Annotated in this window: 14 protein-coding genes; 9 read left to right on the forward strand and 5 right to left on the reverse strand. The window is 57.6% G+C overall.

The genetic code is table 11. The features are described 5' to 3' along the window. Positions 1 to 87: 87 nt before the first annotated feature. From ACW9JE_RS22325 to ACW9JE_RS22335, 3 genes are read right to left on the reverse strand one after another with little or no spacing between them, the layout of a single operon-like run. Positions 88 to 669, reverse strand: a complete 582-nt coding sequence (locus tag ACW9JE_RS22325) for a cob(I)yrinic acid a,c-diamide adenosyltransferase (protein ID WP_224537995.1) — start codon at positions 667 to 669, stop codon at positions 88 to 90. 3 nt (positions 670 to 672) lie between these two features. After that, on the reverse strand, positions 673 to 2,709 hold the full coding sequence (locus ACW9JE_RS22330) for a sensor histidine kinase (RefSeq protein ID WP_224537993.1): 2,037 nt from the start codon (positions 2,707 to 2,709) through the stop codon (positions 673 to 675). 45 nt (positions 2,710 to 2,754) lie between these two features. Then, positions 2,755 to 3,672 carry a putative 2-dehydropantoate 2-reductase gene (locus ACW9JE_RS22335; RefSeq protein ID WP_457433963.1) on the reverse strand — a complete coding sequence of 306 codons (918 nt, stop codon included), beginning with the start codon at positions 3,670 to 3,672 and terminating at the stop codon, positions 2,755 to 2,757. A gap of 133 nt (positions 3,673 to 3,805) precedes the next feature. Between ACW9JE_RS22335 and ACW9JE_RS22340 the strand changes: the two genes are divergently transcribed. Then, positions 3,806 to 4,291 carry a YajQ family cyclic di-GMP-binding protein gene (locus tag ACW9JE_RS22340; protein WP_077045697.1) on the forward strand — a complete coding sequence of 162 codons (486 nt, stop codon included), beginning with the start codon at positions 3,806 to 3,808 and terminating at the stop codon, positions 4,289 to 4,291. A 137-nt stretch (positions 4,292 to 4,428) separates the two neighbouring features. Beyond that, entirely contained in the window at positions 4,429 to 5,271 is an 843-nt protein-coding gene (locus tag ACW9JE_RS22345; RefSeq protein ID WP_224537990.1) for a mechanosensitive ion channel family protein, read from the forward strand. Positions 5,272 to 5,479: 208 nt separating this feature from the next. On the opposite strand, the gene ACW9JE_RS22350 is transcribed toward ACW9JE_RS22345, so the two are convergent. Further along, a complete protein-coding gene (locus ACW9JE_RS22350) occupies positions 5,480 to 6,778 on the reverse strand; it encodes an OprD family porin (protein ID WP_224537989.1) in 1,299 nt (432 codons plus the stop codon). A gap of 884 nt (positions 6,779 to 7,662) precedes the next feature. Between ACW9JE_RS22350 and ACW9JE_RS22355 the strand changes: the two genes are divergently transcribed. Both ACW9JE_RS22355 and ACW9JE_RS22360 read left to right on the forward strand, forming a co-directional pair. Further along, complete coding sequence (locus tag ACW9JE_RS22355; RefSeq protein WP_224537987.1) at positions 7,663 to 8,088, forward strand: HIT domain-containing protein; 426 nt, start codon at positions 7,663 to 7,665, stop codon at positions 8,086 to 8,088. Positions 8,089 to 8,091: 3 nt separating this feature from the next. Next, positions 8,092 to 8,298 (forward strand): SlyX family protein, encoded by a 207-nt coding sequence (locus ACW9JE_RS22360; RefSeq protein WP_224537986.1) that lies wholly within the window; start codon positions 8,092 to 8,094, stop codon positions 8,296 to 8,298. 88 nt (positions 8,299 to 8,386) lie between these two features. On the opposite strand, the gene ACW9JE_RS22365 is transcribed toward ACW9JE_RS22360, so the two are convergent. After that, on the reverse strand, positions 8,387 to 8,989 hold the full coding sequence (locus ACW9JE_RS22365) for a cold-shock protein (RefSeq protein WP_318011766.1): 603 nt from the start codon (positions 8,987 to 8,989) through the stop codon (positions 8,387 to 8,389). A 312-nt stretch (positions 8,990 to 9,301) separates the two neighbouring features. Between ACW9JE_RS22365 and ACW9JE_RS22370 the strand changes: the two genes are divergently transcribed. The 5 genes from ACW9JE_RS22370 to ACW9JE_RS22390 all read left to right on the forward strand — a co-directional run bounded on the left by ACW9JE_RS22370 (position 9,302) and on the right by ACW9JE_RS22390 (position 13,482). Next, positions 9,302 to 9,772, forward strand: a complete 471-nt coding sequence (locus tag ACW9JE_RS22370; RefSeq protein ID WP_175379324.1) for a Dps family protein — start codon at positions 9,302 to 9,304, stop codon at positions 9,770 to 9,772. Positions 9,773 to 10,040: 268 nt separating this feature from the next. Next, the gene (locus ACW9JE_RS22375; protein WP_457433964.1) at positions 10,041 to 10,391 is read left to right on the forward strand and encodes a ribbon-helix-helix domain-containing protein; all 351 of its coding nucleotides are present in this window, start codon (positions 10,041 to 10,043) and stop codon (positions 10,389 to 10,391) included. Between the two features lie 123 nt (positions 10,392 to 10,514). Then, positions 10,515 to 10,736: an FmdB family zinc ribbon protein gene (locus tag ACW9JE_RS22380; RefSeq protein WP_110964621.1), complete on the forward strand. Its 222-nt coding sequence runs from the start codon at positions 10,515 to 10,517 to the stop codon at positions 10,734 to 10,736. 108 nt (positions 10,737 to 10,844) lie between these two features. Then, complete coding sequence (aspS, locus tag ACW9JE_RS22385; RefSeq protein WP_457433965.1) at positions 10,845 to 12,620, forward strand: aspartate--tRNA ligase; 1,776 nt, start codon at positions 10,845 to 10,847, stop codon at positions 12,618 to 12,620. Between the two features lie 115 nt (positions 12,621 to 12,735). After that, positions 12,736 to 13,482 carry a YebC/PmpR family DNA-binding transcriptional regulator gene (locus ACW9JE_RS22390; protein ID WP_224537981.1) on the forward strand — a complete coding sequence of 249 codons (747 nt, stop codon included), beginning with the start codon at positions 12,736 to 12,738 and terminating at the stop codon, positions 13,480 to 13,482. Positions 13,483 to 13,562: the final 80 nt, after the last annotated feature.

The raw sequence follows: 13,562 nt of genomic DNA on the forward strand, positions 1-13,562 counted from the left end.
TGGATTTCTGTGAACACAATATTCGTGAACAGCAGCAATCAACTGTGGGAGCGAGCCTGCTCGCGATGAGGCCGGCAACTGCAGTACTTAAACCCCAGGCTTGCCCGCCGCCTGCCAAAGAATCTCCGCAACCCCCTGCCGCCGCGCAATCACCCGCGCCACCACAAACAGCAAATCCGACAGCCGATTGATATACGCCAATCCCACCCCGGCCAACGGCTCCACTGCATTCAGATGCTGACAGCGACGCTCCGCGCTACGGGCCAGGCTTCGGCACACATGCGCCTGGGCAATCAGTGCTGAACCACCGGGCAAGATGAAATTCTCCAACGGCCCCAGCTCTTCATTCCAAACATCGATCGCCGCTTCCAGTCGTTCGATTTCCAGCGCATTCAGCGCCTGATATTCCGGCATGGCCAACTCGCCACCCAAGTCGAACAATCGATGCTGGCAGGGTGCCAAAACCTCGATCACTTCCTTGAGCCCGGGATGCTCGACACTTTCCGCCGCCAGCCCAGCCAGCAGCACGCCCACCTGACTGTTCAATGAATCGACTTCGCCAATGGCCTCGATCCGAGGATGATCCTTGGGAACGCGACGGCCATCGCCAAGGCCGGTTTCGCCCTTGTCACCGGTGCGGGTGTAAATCTTCGACAAGCGAAAGCCCATGGCTTACCTCGAAATCTGGTTGAGTTCTTGTGATATCACCGGAGTGCCCGCCAGAGGCAGGCGCAGGGTGAAGCAGGTGCCTTGGCCCAAGGTGGATTGCACTTCCATCTGTCCCTTGTGATTGTTGGTAATGATGAAGTACGACACCGACAGGCCAAGGCCTGTGCCCTGGCCGATTTCCTTGGTGGTGAAAAACGGCTCGAAAGTCCGCTTGCGCACGTTCTCGCTCATGCCGATGCCGTTGTCTTCCACCTGGATTTCCGCCCACGGCGGGTTGAGCCGGGTGCGCAGGATGATCCGCCCCGGCTCACGGTCGTCTTCACGCAGGTGAATGGCCTGGGCGGCGTTTTTCAGCAGGTTGAGCAGCACCTGTTCCAGTTCGTTGGCGGTGCCGGGCACCGGTCCCAGCGCAGGGTCGAACTGGCGAATGATGGCCTGGCCCTTGAAGTCGAAACCGATGGCCAGGTCAAAGTCGTTCCCGGCGATCTCCACGGCTTGATCTATCAGCGCCGGCAAGTCGCACGGGGCCATCTGCCGGGTACTGCGGCGACTGAAGCTGAGCATGTGGGTGACGATCTTCGCCGCCCGGGCGCCGGCCTGTTGAATACCATCGAGAAGTTGCGGCACCTCCCGTGCCTGCAAGTAGTCGTTGACCGTGGACAGCTCGATGCCGACCTGCTCGGCCTGCTCCAGGTTCTTCGGCAGTTCCGGGGAAAGACGCCGACGGATGTTCTGCACGTTGTGCAGGATCGCGCCCAGCGGGTTGTTGATCTCGTGGGCCATACCGGCCGCGAGGCCGCCGACGGAGAGCATTTTCTCCGACTGCACCATCATTTCTTCCAGTGACAGGCGCTGGGTGATGTCGTCGATACGGATCACCACGCCCCGTCCCGCGCCACCCATCAGCGGATAGAAGGTCAGGGCGTAATGGCGGGCGTCGTCATCCTTGACCCAGGTCACGCGCTCGATTTTGGCCACGGTGTGTTGCTCAACGGTTTGCTTGAGCTGCGGCAGGAAGGGCTTGAGCGGTTCGAAGGCGAGGAAGATCGGCTGGTTCAGGGCTTCGTCCAGACGCGTACCGGAAAGGGCGCTGGCTTCCTGGTTCCATTGCGTCACGTAGAGCTGTTCGTCCAGGGCGATCAGCGCCGAGGGCATGGAGTCGATGATGCTGTTGAGGTAGTTCTGGAACCCGGTGAGTTTCTTCTCGATCTTGCTGCGCACCTGGACTTCGAGCTCCAGTTTGCGGTTGGTGTGCCGGGTTTCCTCCGCCAGCCCTTGGGCCTGATCGTAGGCGGCCTGGGAATCATCCCGGGCACGTTTGAGCTGTTGCTCCCGCGCTTCGATGCGCGAAAGCATGGTGTTGAAGGCTTCGGCGAGGCTGCCGATCTCGTCGTGGTTGCCGCGGGAGGCGCGCAGTGCGTAGTTCTCCTCCCGCGTCACCTGCCGCGAAAGCTCCTCGAGCTGATGGATCGGCCGGGTAATGAGGCGTTTGATCTGCCGGGCGATTACCAGCCACAACAGCACGCTGAAAATCAGGATGCCGAGACTGGCGGTCAGGGTTCCGGTGTAGAACGCCACCGGTAATTCGCTGCTGGCCACCAGCAGCAGGTGCCCGGAAGCGGCGCCTGGGCGGGGCAGGGTGATCACCTGATTGCTGCGAAATTCGGTGGCTTGCCAGGATTCGACATGCCGGTAACGCTCGGGCAGGTTCAGATGATCGCCACGTTGCAGTTGTGCCAGGCGCTCGCCCTTGCCGTCATACAGGGCGGCGGCGCGCAGCGGGGAATAGCTGTTGAGTTCATCGAGCAGGCGTTGCGCGCTTTGTGGCGATGACAGGGCTTCTGAGATCAGACTCGGGTTGGACACCAGGCGGCCAATGGTTTGCAGGGCCTGGGGCGCCATGCTTTCCTGGGAGATGTAGTAGGCGGCGCTGATAAAGGTCAGGTTGGCGACCAGCAGGACAGTGGTCAACAGCACCAACAGGGCGGCCAGCAGTTTCTGGCCGACCGGAAGGTTTTCAAGGCGCTGGCGCAATGGCATCAGGTTTATCGCTGCAAAGGAACAAGTGGCCAGCGTAGCCGCTGCTCAGTCGCTGGGCAATCCAAGGCTGTGGAGGCGAGCGATCAGTCTGGACTCGAGCTGATTGATGTGCGGCAGGTTCAGTTGGTGGCGTGTGGCGACTTTGCAGGCATGGCCCAGCAGATAGCTGATTTCGGTGCGCCGCCCACTGCTGGCGTCCTGATGCATCGATGAGAAGTTGGCGGCGGTGGCGTGAATTACCCGCTCGACTTCCTGCTGCAGGTTCTCGGCGGCGGCAGGCTGGCCGCAACGTTCAAGCAGTTCGGTCAATTCGCCGCAGAGGGTCGCGACCTCGCAATGATGTTCCTGCAAACCGCCGTTGCGACAATCGTGCAGTACCGTCAACGGGTTGATCGCGCAGTTGAGCGCCAGCTTGCGCCACAGTCGGGTGAGGATTTCGGTGCTCCATTCATGCGGAATACCGGCGTCCTTCAGATCGTCCAGCCAGATCGGGGCGACGGGGTGACCGGCATCTCCCAGCCAGGTGAAGCCGTGGCCGGCGAACACCACCCGCCAATCGCCATCGCGGAAGGCGCCTTCGGTGCTGGAGGCGTAGATGCAACGCGCCTGTGGGACCTGCGCCGCGACGGCATCCTGGCTGCCCAAGCCGTTCTGCAGCAGAATCAGCTCGGCACCGGGCGCCAGACGCGGGGCCAGTTGCGCCACTGCATGTTCGGCGTCGTAGGCCTTACAAGCCACCAGCAGGCGCTGGATGGGCTCCTGGCTGTCGGCTGTTTCGGCCGGGACCGGGTAACACTGTTCCTTGCCGTGTTCGACCAGGGTCAGAGCGCCGGCCGCTTCATAAGCCTGCAAACGGCCGGCATCGCGCAGGATCAGCCGTACCGGCACTCCGGCCCGAGCCAGGCGCGTGGCCCACAACGTGCCGAGACTGCCGGCGCCCAGGACATGCCAGGTGGTGGCCATCAGCTTTTTGCTCTGTTTATCGCGCGCATTGACAGCTCGCAGTGAATGATGAGAAAGACCCGTTATAATCAGCGCGGATTTTTATCGCAAGCCAGGCGTGCCTCATGAGTGCGCCTTTATTTGGAGAGATTACATGCCGTCGTTCGACGTGGTATCCGAACTGGACAAACACGAAGTCACCAATGCGGTCGAGAACGCCGTCAAGGAACTCGATCGTCGCTATGACCTGAAAGGCAAGGGCAGCTTCGAGTTCAAGGAAAAGGACCTGACCGTCAACCTGACCGCTGAAGCGGATTTTCAGCTTGAAGCGATGATTGAGATCCTCAAGCTGGCGCTGGTCAAGCGCAAGATCGACGTGCAGTGCCTCGAGGTCAAGGACGCTTTCGCCTCGGGCAAGCTGATGAAGCAGGAAGCCGTCCTCAAGGAAGGCATCGACAAGGAGCTGGCGAAGAAGATCGTCGCTCATATCAAGGACGCCAAACTCAAGGTCCAGGCCGCCATTCAGGGCGAGCAGGTCCGTGTGACCGGCAAGAAGCGTGATGACTTGCAGGAAGCGATCGCTGCCCTGCGCGCCAAGGAATTCGGCATGCCACTGCAGTTCAACAACTTCCGCGACTGACCTGCGGCGGGAACCAATCGGCGTTTTCGACGTCGGAGCCCCAAGTAACGGTAGAAACGATTGACCCTCAACGGGCTCGGTCTTTTCTGCCGTTTATTTTTTCGTGTGCCGGGTAGCCGGAAATCAGGAGAACAAACATGGATTTGAATGCTGAGGTAGACAACCTGGTCAGGGTGTCCCAAGCCTGGATTCCGATGATCATGGAATATGGCAGCCGTGTGCTGCTGGCGATAATCACCCTGGCGATCGGCTGGTGGCTGATCAACAAGGTCACACGCAAGCTCGGCAGCCTGATTGCGTTGCGTAATGCCGATCAGGCTCTGCAAGGGTTTATCAGTACCCTGGCAAACATCATTCTGAAAGTCCTGCTGATCGTCAGCGTGGCGTCGATGATCGGTGTGGAAACCACCTCGTTCGTGGCGGCCATCGGTGCCGCGGGTCTGGCCATCGGTCTGGCCTTGCAGGGCAGCCTGGCGAATTTCGCTGGCGGCGTGCTGATTCTGCTGTTCCGCCCGTTCCGAATCGGTGACTGGATCGAAGCCCAGGGTGTTGCCGGTACTGTCGACAGCATCCAGATTTTCCATACCGTGCTGCGCACTGGCGATAACAAGACCATCATCGTGCCGAACGGTAATCTGTCGAACGGTATTATCACCAATACCAATCGCCAGCCGACTCGCAAGGTGGTGTTCGATGTAGGCGTTGATTACGAGGCCGACCTACAGAAGGCACGTCAGGTATTGCTTGAACTTGCCAAGGATCCGCGCGTTCTGGCGGATCCGGCACCACAAGCCGTTATTTCGACATTGGGTGACAGTTCGATCACTGTTTCCCTGCGTGTCTGGGTGAAAACAGCGGATTATTGGGACGTGATGTTCATGTTTAACGAGCAGTCCCGGGATCGTTTGAAAACAGCCGGTATCGACATTCCATTTCCTCAGCGCGTAGTTCGCGTGGTTCAGGAAGCGCCAGTGCAATAAATGTGTTTTCTTTGTTACTGACTAAGCCTGGGAGAATAAAAAACTCCCGGGCTTTTTTGTGACTATTGATCAGGTCATTTAAAAAAGTATTAACATCATGCGCCGAAGTTGTTTGCCGCCGTATTTGGCATATGGCAGGTATAAAAAAACGCCCACCTGAAGAGGTGGGCGTTTTGTGATCAACAGTACTTCCGGTAGTGCACCTGGATTACAGGATGCTCAGTGGGTACTCGACAATCAGGCGAACGTCGTTGTTGTCTGCAGTGTAGTCAGCGTTGTACGCACCGTTTGCACGGTAAACTGCGCTACGCAGGCGGAACGACAGATCCTTGGCTGGACCTTCTTGCAGTACGTACTTGGTTTCGAAGTTGAACTCGTGTTCCTTACCTTCGGTACCCTCGGTCGTTTCGATGTTGTCACCGTATACGTAACGAGTCATGAAGCTCAGGCCTGGCACACCGTAGGTAGCCATGTTCAGATCGTAGCGAGCCTGCCAGGATTTCTCTTCACGACCGATGAAGTCGGAGATCTGGATGGAGTTGGATACGAAAATCGCACTACCACCGTCTACACCGTACAGGTAGTTGGTGTCGCCGGACGAGCGCTGGAACGCGAGGGTGAATTTGTGAGCGCCCAGGCTGTAGGCCGCTGCAAGGCTCCACAGTTTGTTGTCCAGTTCGCCGTACAGTGCTTCACCCTGATCTTTGGTGCGATAGGCGTTGAAGTCAAAGTTCAGCGATTGATCGTCAGTAATCGGAAGCGTGTAGTTAGCGTTGATGTATTGCTTCTTGAAGTAATCATCAACGTCAGACGCAGCGATACCGGCAACGAAATTATCAGTGAACTGATAGGTCGCGCCAGCGATGTTGGCACTGGTCAGGCCCGGGGTGTGCTTACCGTTGATGGTGTCTTTACCCATGCCGGTTTGCGAGCTCAGTGCAGTAAAACGACCGGCGCTGAGTTCCAGGCCTTTGATTTCTTTACTGGTGAGCAAGGTACCTTCAGCAACTTCTGGCAGCAGACGGCTGTCGTCGGTAGCGAAAACCGGGCTGGCGACGAATTGACGGCCGTATTTCAGAGTGGTGTCGGAGAGGCGGAATTTGACGGCTGCACCGCCTTTGCCCTGGCTTTTTTCCGGGTTGCCGTCGCTGTCGGTAGCGAACAAGCCGTTACCGGCACGACCCGAACCGCCGTCGAGTTTGGCGGTGCCCATTACCATTGCATCGAGGCCGACGCCGATGGTGCCCTGAGTGAAGCCCGATTCGTAAGTCAGCAGTTGGCTGATACCGGTATCTTGACGGTAGCCGCTTTTGAAACCCCCAGCGCCATCAGAAATGTTACCGGCTCCATTACGGAAGTCGCGGTTCATGTATTCCAGACGGGTTTTCAGTTTCAGGCTCGAATCGTCGATGAAACCCTTGGACTCATCCTGCGAAGACGCTACTGCGAACTGCGAGGTACCAGCTGCAACAGCCAGTGCGATCATGCTCCACTTCATCACGCGCATCGTGATTTGCTCCTTTGGTTTTTAGAAGAGTATTGCCGTCCCACCTGTTTTTAGTATCTGGGCGGCTCTTTCTTTTTGTGTCGGCGCAAACTTATATCACGTCGACCAATGTTGGCGATACTTGCGCATCTAACCTTTCAGCTTCTTTACGACCCTGTCGCTAACAGCTTGCTAGATGTCGCAAATTTACAGCCCCGATGCAACCGAACGGACAACTTTAATGCTGTTTTTCTGGACTGGCGCATCGGTAAAAAGAGTCCCTGGTGAAACGTTTGTATCTCCATCGGGCTACCCTGCCACTGTTTTATTTAGTCCTGAGGCTTCCACTTCCCGTGGGCCTTATAGACGATGTGGGTGTGAATGCAACAAGCGTGCACAAATCGCTGCGCCGCCCATATTTTTTTCAAAAAGTCTGACTGATACCGTAAAAACCCCATAAAACCGGGGGGCACATCGTGCTTGCGCTGGGGGTTGACGCCTTTCTCGACATGGTGTTGAACATCGTGTTACCGCCCCGTGACAACCAAAAATGTTACCGGTTCACCCCGCCAGTGAGTAATTGGCGGATGCTCGAAGCAGTCAGCGTAGACGCACTGTCCGGTTTTGGTGCAAAAAATTTCAATTGCTGTACTGAATTCACACAGTCGGTTGGCTCCTGAAGAATGAACGAACCCTTGCCCGGCGGTCATTCCAGCATTTTTTCTGCTGGTTGTGGTTCTGTAATGGTGCATTTTTTCGCTTGGTGTCACATCCCGGAGCAAGGTTGGCGCGATCACCGTGATGACGACCGCATTCGCAGGTATGCTGCTGTCCTGTCGCTTGGTGCTCGATCCCTGGTGGATGGGCGCTAAGCTGAAAATGATGACCCGGCGGGAGTGCGCGCAGTGTTCGCTTTAGATTCACGACTTCAACAAGACACCTTGCCGATCGGTGATTTCCCGCTGTGCCGGCTGCTGCTGTCCAACGATTCGAACTATCCCTGGTTCATCCTGGTACCTCGTCGCGACGATATCAGCGAGATATTTCAGTTGGGTGTCGCAGATCAACAGATGCTCTGGCAGGAGACGACCTTGCTGGCTGAGTTGCTCAAGAAGGCATTCACGGCGGACAAGATGAACATTGGCGCCCTGGGTAACGTGGTCAGCCAGTTGCACATGCATGTGATCGTGCGCATGCGCGAAGACGCCGCGTGGCCGGCTCCGGTCTGGGGCAAGCATCCGGCCATTCCTTACAGTGCCGATCAGGTGTCCGCGATTCGTGAGCGGCTGCGGGCTGTGTTACCCGAAGACTTCAAATTTGTGCAGGAGTGAGCCATGAGCCTGGAAGATCGCGTTACCGATCTGGAGAGCCAGTTGGCGTTTCAGGATGACACCATCCAGGCCTTGAATGATGTGCTGGCAACGCAGCAGCGTGAAGTTGAGCGTCTGCAGTTGCAAATGGCGGCATTGCTCAAGCGCCAGGAGGAAATGGCCGGCCGATTCGAGTCGTTCGAAGACGAGGCGCCGCCACCGCATTACTGACTGGCATATAGAAAAGCCAGTCTATAAAAGCCAGGCAATAAAAAACCGCGAACAGCACAACTGCTCGCGGTTTTTTTATGCCTTCGAATCAGCGTCGCGGCAGAGCGGCGATCACATCTTCTGCTTGCAGGCCCTTGTCACGATTCATCACAGAGAACTCCACGCGCTGGCCTTCGACCAGGACACGGTGGCCTTCACCGCGAATCGCCCGGAAGTGCACGAAAATATCGTCGCCGGAATCGCGGGAAATGAAGCCGAAGCCCTTGGAGGTGTTGAACCACTTGACGGTACCGGTATCGCGGTTGGTCATGTCGTAGTTGGTTGGAGCAGCGGCCGGTGACGATTTGTAGAAGCTGATGGCCAGGTGCAGAACCACGGCGATGAAGGCCGCGATCAGGCTGAACAGTACAGTTGGCTGGCCGGCAATGACGGGCATTGGCGCGATCAGCGTGAGGGTTTGCAGAACGACAGCCAGCATCAGCAGGGCGCTGACCAGGTTTTGCAGGTGATGACGCGCACCCTTGTTCCAGTTGGGAATCACTGGGGCAAGGACAAGGTTGAGCAGGCCGAACAGAGCCAGATACAACGCGTCGGGTTGTTGCAGGTAAGGAACAGCTTCGGTTCGCAGGCTGGGTATGAAGGACAACAGCAAGGCTGCCGTGCCCAATAGCAGGTGGACGATTTTCAACATTTTTATTGACTCACGTTAAGACGGATCACAAGGAAGAGCTGATGGGGGACGGTTCGCTTCGAAATGAACAAGAAGAGGCGGTGGGCACGTTTCCGTCATCAGCCTATGCGCAGTGCCCGGAAAATAAGGGCGTCAGCGACACGGCATCTATTTAACAGCAAAGCTTGTGGCTACTCAAATCAAGGAGTCCAGCGGTGCATTGCAGGGGGTTGCCGCTGGACTGGGGCACCTCCGGGGCTGCGATGCCGCGACAGGCTTGCTAGAGTGATCCTGCACCTGTCGGATGGAATTCATCACCTTTAGGGGAAAAGCATGGCAATCGATATCGGAATCAGTGAAGAGGACCGCAAGTCCATCGTCGATGGTCTTTCGCGGCTGCTGTCGGACACTTATGTACTTTATTTGAAGACCCACAACTTCCATTGGAACGTTACCGGGCCCATGTTTCGCACGCTGCACCTGATGTTCGAAGAGCAATACAACGAGTTGGCCCTGGCGGTCGATTCCATCGCCGAGCGTATTCGCGCCCTCGGTTTTCCCGCGCCTGGCGCCTACTCGATCTATGCGCGGCTGTCCTCCATTAAAGAAGAGGAGGGCGTACCAAGCGCTGAAGAAATGATCAGGCAACTGGTGGCGGGGCAGGAGGCGGTCACGCGCACCGCCCGCGGGATCTTCCCCTTGCTGGACAAAGTCAGCGACGAGCCGACGGCTGACCTGTTGACCCAGCGCATGCAGGTACACGAAAAAACGGCCTGGATGCTGCGCGCCTTGCTCGATCAGTAACACTTGCACGCGCGCGGACGGACTACCTGTTCGCGCGTTGCACTTCTCATCAAAACTTTTCCGTCGAAAAGTACCTGCTGTTTGAGTGAAATTTCGCCTGTCAGACAAGGAAAAGGTCAGGCGTAGGACGCTCTCCATGATCTGCCTCTCGTTGTTGGCTTCTCCTACAGGGAAGGGAAAAAAGTCGTCTGGATATAACTTTGTGCCCGCGGTTCCATGAGCGCACAAGCGCTACGCAAACCAGGGATGGCAAAGGAGTGTCAACGCAATGGTTCATGGAGAGAGAAGAAGTGAGAGAAGGGTGGGCTCGTCCAAGGGCATCAAGGTCGATCCATTTGTCAGCGAGTTCGATATGGGGCTGGCTCAACCCCTGTCCCGGTCGGTGCGGCTCAATGGCTTCGCGACCTGTTTGCGGCTTGAGCAGGTTTACTGGGATATCTTGAGCGAAATGGCCAGGGTCAATAGCTGTTCGGTCAGTGCGTTGCTGTCTCACCTTGATCGTGAGGTCCATTTGCGCCACGGCGGGGTGAAGAACTTCAGCGGTCTGGTGCGGGTGATCTGTGTTGTACACAGCCTTAAAGAAGCGGGATGCGCCACCAGGGTCGAGTCCCGGCAATGAAAACGCAGCATGTCGATCTGTGCAGTCTTACGGCTGCACAGGTCGCATTTAATGGATATAATCTCGCCCTTTGCCGCAATACCCAGCGTGCGCGGTAGCAATCTGATCGCCGAGACACCCCCAATGCCGATGTACGATTACCAATGTGCTTCCTGTGGTCATCAGTTGGAAGCCATTCAAAAGATCAGCGCGCCGCCGCTGGTAGACTGCCCTGCATGTCAGGCGCCAGAGCTCAAGAAGATGTTGTCGATGCCGGGTTTCCGTCTAAGCGGCAATGGCTGGTACGAGACCGATTTCAAGACCGGCTCGAAGAAGAATCTGGCCGGCGGCGATAAAGCTGATTAGGGTTTTGCCCTGAACTGAATCACACACGCGAGCGCTTGCACCATCGGTCAGCCGATATGCGCAAGGTCTCCAACCGAATTTCGAATTACGAGAAGTGAAACCACGACCATGATGCGCAGCCATTATTGCGGCCAACTGAACGAAAGCCTGGAAGGCCAGGAAATTACCCTTTGCGGATGGGTTCACCGTCGCCGTGACCACGGTGGGGTGATTTTCCTCGATATCCGTGATCGTGACGGTCTGGCCCAGGTGGTGTTCGACCCGGATCGCGCTGAATCCTTCGCCGCTGCCGACCGCGTGCGCAGCGAATACGTCGTGAAGATCACCGGCAAGGTGCGCCTGCGTCCGGCCGGTGCGACCAACGCCAACATGGCCTCGGGCATGGTCGAAGTGCTGGGCTATGAACTGGAAGTGCTGAACGAAGCGGAAACCCCGCCGTTCCCGCTGAACGAGTTCTCCGACGTCGGTGAAGAGACCCGTCTGCGCTATCGCTTCCTCGACCTGCGTCGTCCGGAAATGGCCGAAAAGCTGCGTCTGCGCTCGCGCATGACCACCAGCATCCGTCGCTACCTGGACGAGAACGGCTTCCTCGACGTCGAAACGCCGATCCTGACCCGTGCTACCCCGGAAGGCGCCCGTGACTACCTGGTGCCTAGCCGTACCCACGCCGGCTCCTTCTTCGCCTTGCCGCAATCGCCACAGCTGTTCAAGCAACTGCTGATGGTCGCCGGCTTCGACCGTTACTACCAGATCGCCAAATGCTTCCGCGACGAAGACCTGCGTGCCGACCGTCAGCCTGAGTTCACTCAGATCGACATCGAAACCAGCTTCCTCGATGAAAAAGACATCATGGGCCTGACCGAAGGCATGATCCGCAACCTGTTCAAGGAAGTGCTGGATCTGGAATTCGGCGATTTCCCGCACATGACTTTCGAAGAAGCCATGCGTCGCTACGGCTCCGACAAGCCGGACCTGCGTAACCCGCTGGAACTGGTGGACGTTGCCGACCAACTGAAAGACGTTGAATTCAAGGTCTTCAGCGGCCCGGCCAACGATCCGAAATGCCGTGTTACCGCACTGCGCGTACCGGGCGGGGCGAGCATGCCGCGCAGCAAGATCGACGACTACACCAAGTTCGTCGGCATCTACGGTGCCAAGGGCCTGGCGTACATCAAGGTCAACGAGCGCGCCAAGGGCGTCGAAGGCCTGCAGTCGCCAATCGTCAAGAACATCCCTGAAGCCAACCTCAATGTGATCCTCGATCGCGTTGGCGCGGTTGACGGCGACATCGTGTTCTTTGGTGCCGACAAGTTCAAGATCGTCAGCGAAGCCCTGGGCGCGCTGCGGATCAAGCTGGGTCACGACTTCAACCTGCTGACCTGCGAGTGGGCGCCAATGTGGGTCGTCGACTTCCCGATGTTCGAAGAGAACGACGACGGCAGCTTCAGCGCTCTGCACCACCCGTTCACCGCGCCGAAGTGCACCCCGGCAGAGCTGGAAGCCAACCCGGCCACCGCTCTGTCCCGCGCTTACGACATGGTTCTGAACGGCACCGAGCTGGGTGGCGGTTCGATCCGTATCCACCGCAAGGAAATGCAACAGGCCGTATTCCGTCTGCTGGGCATCCAAGAGGCTGAACAGGAAGAGAAGTTCGGCTTCCTGCTCGACGCCCTGAAGTTCGGCGCGCCACCGCACGGTGGTCTGGCCTTCGGTCTGGACCGTCTGGTGATGCTGATGACCGGCGCCCAGTCGATCCGTGAAGTGATCGCCTTCCCGAAAACCCAGAGCGCGGCGGACGTCATGACTCAGGCACCGGGTCAGGTAGATGCCAAGGCTCTGCGCGAATTGCACATTCGTTTGCGCGAAACGCCTAAAGCCGAGTAAGGCTGTCTGAAGGGCGCATCTTCGGATGCGCCTTTTTTTTCAAGGTCAATATTGTTTTGCCGGTCGGCGCCTCAAGGCGTTGCGGCAATGTTCCAAAGAGAATTCGGAGCGAGTTATGGCAGGTCATTCCAAGTGGGCGAACATCAAGCACCGCAAAGAACGTCAGGATGCCAAAAAGGGCAAGATTTTCACCAAGTGGATTCGTGAACTGACCGTTGCTGCTCGTCAGGGTGGTGGTGATCCAGGTTCCAATCCGCGCCTGCGGCTGGCCCTGGACAAGGCGCTGGGCGCGAACATGAGTCGCGACATCATCGACCGCGCCGTTGCTCGCGGTGCCGGCGCAGCCGATACCGACGATATGGTCGAGCTGACCTATGAAGGTTATGGTCCAGGCGGTGTTGCGGTGATGGTCGAGTGCATGACCGACAACCGCAACCGTACCGCGGCGGCCGTGCGCCATGCGTTCAGCAAGTGCGGCGGCAACCTGGGTACCGACGGTTCTGTTGCTTACCTGTTCGAACGCAAGGGTCAGATTTCCTTTGCGGCCGGCGTAGATGAAGATGCGTTGATGGAAGCGGCGATGGAAGCCGATGCCGATGACGTGGTCACCAACGAAGACGGCTCTGTCGATGTATTCACCTCGTTCGCCGGCTTCTATTCGGTGCGTAACGCGCTGGAAGCAGCGGGTTTCAAGGGTGATGACGCGGAAATCGTCATGCTGCCGACTACCAGCGCAGAACTGGATCTGGAAGGTGCCGAGAAAGTCCTCAAGCTGATCGACATGCTTGAAGATCTGGATGACGTGCAGAACGTCTACTCCAACGCGGATATCCCGGAGTCGGTCGCCGCGCAACTCGGTTAAGGCAAGTCCGGCCCCCTGTGGGAGCGGGCTTGCTCGCGAAAGCGGTGTGTCAGTCCAATTTCGGTAACTGATACACCGCC

The sequence above is a fragment of the Pseudomonas sp. SDO55104_S430 genome (assembly GCF_054070595.1).